3 protein-coding genes are annotated in these 5112 nt (G+C 69.9%); all 3 read right to left on the bottom strand.

Translation table 11 applies throughout. From position 1 onward, the window contains the following. Window positions 1–38: 38 nt before the first annotated feature. The gene (gene ppsA, locus N864_RS19080; RefSeq protein ID WP_034720959.1) at window positions 39–2408 is read right to left on the bottom strand and encodes a phosphoenolpyruvate synthase; all 2370 of its coding nucleotides are present in this window, start codon (window positions 2406–2408) and stop codon (window positions 39–41) included. Further along, on the bottom strand, window positions 2405–3283 hold the full coding sequence (locus N864_RS19075) for a pyruvate, water dikinase regulatory protein (protein WP_051518811.1): 879 nt from the start codon (window positions 3281–3283) through the stop codon (window positions 2405–2407). Before N864_RS19075 ends, ppsA begins: the two co-directional genes overlap by 4 nt. 327 nt (window positions 3284–3610) lie before the next feature. After that, window positions 3611–4765: a GNAT family N-acetyltransferase gene (locus tag N864_RS19070; RefSeq protein ID WP_034720962.1), complete on the bottom strand. Its 1155-nt coding sequence runs from the start codon at window positions 4763–4765 to the stop codon at window positions 3611–3613. Between the last annotated feature and the right edge of the window lie 347 nt (window positions 4766–5112).

Raw genomic sequence — 5112 nt, 5'->3', positions numbered from 1 at the left:
TCGAGTGAGCGCAAACTCCGGTCGCGAACCAGCCTCCGTCAGCTGCCCTGCTTCGACAGGCTCAGCCAGGTGTCGACGACGGTGTCCGGGTTGAGCGAGATGCTCTCGATCCCCTGCTCCATCAGCCACTCGGCGAGGTCCGGGTGGTCACTCGGGCCCTGGCCACAGATGCCGATGTACTTGCCGCGCTCCCGACAGGCCCGGATCGCCGCGCCGAGCATGAACTTCACTGCGTCGTCGCGCTCGTCGAAGCCCGCGGCGACGAGGCTCGAGTCGCGGTCGATGCCGAGCGTCAGCTGGGTCATGTCGTTCGAGCCGATCGAGAAGCCGTCGAAGTGCTCGAGGAACTGGTCGGCGATGACGGCGTTCGAGGGGATCTCGCACATCATCACGACCTGCAGGTCGTTCTCGCCGCGGACGAGCCCGTGGTGGGCGAGCAGGTCGATGACCGCCTTGCCCTCGGTGACCGTGCGGACGAACGGGATCATGATCTTGACGTTCGTCAGACCCATCTCGTCGCGCACGAACTTCAGCGCCTCGCACTCCATCGCGAAGCACTCGGCGAAGTCCTCCGACAGGTAGCGGGACGCGCCGCGGTACCCGAGCATCGGGTTCTCCTCGTGTGGCTCGTACCGTTCGCCGCCCAGCAGGTTCGCGTACTCGTTCGTCTTGAAGTCGGACATCCGCACGATGACCGGCTTGGGCGCGAAGGCCGCCGCGAGCGTCGAGACGCCCTCGGCGACGCGCTTGACGAAGTAGTCACGAGGGGAGTCGTATGCCGCTGTCGCCGCGGTGATCTCCTCCCGCAGGTGCGGCTCGAGGTTGTCGACCTCGAGCAGCGCCTTGGGGTGGATGCCGATCTGGTGGTTGATGATGAACTCGAGGCGGGCGAGGCCGACGCCCTCGTTGGGCAGCCGGCTGAACGCGAAGGCCTGGTCCGGGGTGCCGACGTTCATCATGATCTTGACGGGGATGTCGGGCATCGACTCGAGGGTCGTCGACTCGACGGTGAAGTCGAGGAGCCCGTCGTAGACGTTCCCCGTGTCGCCCTCGGCGCACGAGACGGTGACCTCGGTGCCGTCCCGCAGGCTCCGAGTCGCGGAACCGGTTCCGACGACGGCCGGGATGCCGAGCTCGCGGGCGATGATCGCGGCGTGGCAGGTCCGCCCGCCGCGGTTCGTCACGATGGCCGACGCGCGCTTCATGATCGGCTCCCAGTCGGGGTCGGTCATGTCGGCGACGAGCACCTCGCCCGCCTGGAAGTCGCGCATCTGCTCGACGGAGGTCAGGACCCGCACCGGGCCGGCGCCGATCTTCTGGCCGATGGCACGCCCCTCGACGAGGACGGTGCCCTTCTGGCCGAGGCGGTAGCGCTGTAGCTCGCTGCCCGAGCGTCGGGACTGCACCGTCTCGGGGCGCGCCTGCAGGATGTAGAGCTTGCCGTCTGCGCCGTCCCTGCCCCACTCGATGTCCATCGGGCGGCCGTAGTGCTCCTCGATGGCGAGCGCGTGACGACCGAGCTCGAGCACCTCGTCGTCGGTGAGGCTGAGGACGCTGCGCTGCTCCTCCGGGACGTCGACGAACTCGGTCGTCTTCCCGACCGAGCGGTCGTCGGTGTAGATCATGTGGATCGCCTTGCTGCCGATCCCACGCTTGAGGATCGCCGGGCGGCCGGCCCGTAGCGCCGGCTTGTAGACGTAGAACTCGTCGGGGTTGACGGCGCCCTGGACGACGGCCTCGCCGAGGCCGTAGGACGACGTGATGAAGACGGCGTCCGCGAAGCCGGACTCGGTGTCCATGGTGAACATGACGCCGGAGGAGCCGATGTCGGACCGGACCATCCGCTGGACGCCTGCAGACAGGGCGACGGTCTCGTGCTCGAAGCCGTGGTGCACCCGGTAGGCGATCGCCCGGTCGTTGTAGAGCGAGGCGAAGACCTCGCGGATCGCGGTCAGCACCTGCTCGACGCCGCGGATGTTGAGGAACGTCTCCTGCTGCCCGGCAAACGACGCGTCCGGCAGGTCCTCGGCCGTCGCGCTCGACCGCACCGCCACCGCAACCGACTCGTCACCGCCGGTCAGCTCCTCGTACGCGGTCCGGATGTCCGCCTCGAGGTCCTCCGGGAAGGGCTGCTTGACGACGGCCTCGCGGATCGCCTGGCCGACGGCGGCGAGCCGCTCGACGTCCTCCGTGTCGAGGCCACGCAGCTGGTCGGCGATCTGCTCGGCCAGGCCCGTGTCGCCGATGAACGCCCGATAGGCGTCGGACGTCGTCGCGAACCCGTCGGGCACCCTGACGCCGGCTGAGGAGAGGTTCGAGACCATCTCACCCAGGGAGGCGTTCTTGCCCCCGACGATGTGGATGTCGTCCATCCCCAGCTCGGCAAATGGTATGACGTTGCGGCTCATGGCCTGCTCCTCCGGTGGATCGTCTGCATGATGACGGTGGCGATCTCCTCGACCGACTTCGTCGCGGAGTTGGTCGAGGGCACGTGGTGGGCGCGCAGCAGGGCTTCTGCGCGGCGCAGCTCGTAGGTGCACTGCTCCTTCGAGGCGTAGCGCGAGTTGGGGCGGCGCTCCTGGCGCACCTGCGAGAGCCGCTCCGGTGTCGTGACGATGCCGAAGCAGCGCCGCCGGTGGGCGCGTACCGGCAGCGGCAGCTCCGTGCTCTCGAAGTCGTCCTCGACGAGCGGGTAGTTCGCGACGAAGAGGCCGTGCTGGAGGGCGAGGTACATGCTCGTCGGGGTCTTGCCGCACCGGGAGGGCCCGATGAGGATGACGTCGGCCTTGTCGAGCGCACGGAGGCTCTGGCCGTCGTCGTGCTCGATCGCGTACTCGATCGCCGACATTCGGTGGTTGTAGCGCTTGACGTCACCGAGGCCGTGCAGCCGGGCCGGCACCCGCATCCCGGTCGTGCCGAGCACCGACTCGACGCGCGGCATGTGGATGTCGAAGAAGTCGATGAGCGGGCACCGCGTCCGACGCAGCTCGTCGCGCAGCTCGGTCGGGGCGAGCGTCGAGAACGCGATCGGGGTGACCGGCCCGTCGGCCGCCGCATCGAGCGCCTGGACGACCTTGCGGGCCTCCTCGACCGTCGAGACGAACGGGAAGAGCTGGCGCTCGAACCGCACGTCCGGGAACTGGATGAGCAGGGCGTTGCCGAGCGTCTCGGCGCTGATGCCGGTGCTGTCGGAGACGAAGAAGACCGGCACGATAGGGGGCCCGGCGTGCCTCCGCAGGTGGGATGGCCCCGCCTGGGAGCGGTGCGACGTGGCTTCGTTCATCAGTCCCTCACGACGGGCATGGCAGCAGCCCGCTCCTGCTCAGGTTAGCGACGTCCGAGGCCGCAGGAAGCCGCGGGTCGGGCAGTGTGCCGAACGTCCCACCGATGTCCGGCCGCAGTTCGCGCTCACTCGACGGTTCGCGGCCGCAGTTCGCGCTCACTCGACGGTTCGGAGGGCACCGCGTCGTATGCCGCTGAGCTCGCCGCCGCTCGCGGGTGGCCTCTGCGAGCGCCGGGGTTGGTCGGTCGCCTTGTGAGGTTGGTCGGTCGCCTTATGGGGTTGGTCGGTCGCCCCGTGGGGTTGGTCGGCCGAGGTGGAGGGGGTCGGTCAGCGGGCGGGGAGCAGCTCCCAGTGGAGGCCGTCGCCGTGGGTTCCGTCCGCGAGCACGTCGACGGCGTGCTCACGGCCGTAGGGCTGGAAGCCGAGTGACTCGAGGACCCGGTTGGAGGCCACGTTGTCGGCAGCCGTCTCCGCGACGAGGCGCCGCATGCCGAGGCCCCCTTCCGCGACCGACGTCCGGGCGAAGTCGACGACGAGGCGGGCCGCCTCGCGGGCCACTCCGCGGCCGCGAGCGCTGGGGTTGAGCTGGTAGCCGAGCTCGGCCGTGTCGCCCGTCAGCGGCCCGCCGCGGCTGAAGAGCAGGACGTCACCGAGTGCGGCGTCGCTCGCCGGGTCGGCGATGCACCAGTGGATCGCGACGCCGGTGGCCATCCGCATCCGTCGCGCCAGCAGCGACTCGTCGAACCGGCCGGGGCTCAGCACCGCCGCCGGCGGCATCCAGTGCACCGGGTCGCCGGAGCGGTCCTCGATCGCGTCGCGGTCCGAGTCCTTCCACTCGCGCAGCCGAATCCCGTTGCCGGACAACGGCGGTGGTGTGAACCAGGGCGTCTGGGGTCGCATCTCGTCGCCGGCGCCGAGGCTGCCGCTCCAGCAGTCGAGAGCGGGGCCACTGGGGTCGGCCGGGTCCACATGCGTCTCGGGGATGGTGCCGTGGAAGGTGAACCCGGTCGCCCACGCCACCCGGCGTGAGCCCCAGTTGCCCGCGATGGCCCGCCAGTGGATCCGGCGCAGCGGCTGGCCCCAGAAGCCTTCCCGGAACCCCTGTCCCGCGGCCAGTCGGACGGCCCGAGCCATCACACCCCGCCCGCGGGCGTCGGGATGCAGCCCGAAGCCGACGCTCGCGACACTCGGTGCCGCCCCCGGCCGAAGGTCAAGCGTTCCCCCGAAGCGCGGCCCGGAGGGGTCGACGAACTCGATTGCCCAGTAACGGTTTCCGGCGGGGTCTGACCACTCCTCTCGGATCCGCTCGACGAACGCCGTGGCGTCCTCACGGGTGTAGCCGCGGGGCACGGTCGTCCACCGGAGCGTCTGCGGGTCGGTGCACTGCTCGAGGATCGCATCGATATCGGTGGGGCGGTGCGACCGCAGCGTCACGACGCCGTCGGTCAGGGTGGGCACGACTTCGGTCTGCGGGAGGGGCACCTCCCCAGCCTGCCAGCGCGACGGGCTCAGCGGCATACGGATATCGGGGCAGCGAGGGATGGCAGCCCCGCCGGGGGGGTTATGTCCATATGGACAAGACCCCTTGACGAAGTGGAATGGGCGATGTTTCCATATTTGCGGGCCCGGACCCCGCCCTCCCTGTTCATCGAGGTTGAGGAGCGTCCGGACACATGACACCGAGGATCCGGCAGGTGCGGCCCACGGCGTCGCGAGTTGCGGCGTCCGTGCTGGGGGGATACCACCGCCTGCCGGATCTGCGTTCCCACGAGCGTCCTGGGAGGCCCAGCGAGGGGGGAGGCTGAGCAGGACTCGGCGGCTGCCGCGGT

It is taken from the genome of Intrasporangium chromatireducens Q5-1, assembly GCF_000576575.1.
GTDB classification, from domain to species: Bacteria; Actinomycetota; Actinomycetes; order Actinomycetales; family Dermatophilaceae; genus Intrasporangium_A; species Intrasporangium_A chromatireducens.
The sequence above is the reverse complement of the archived record's forward strand: the minus strand, read 5'-3'. Positions and strand labels throughout refer to the sequence as shown.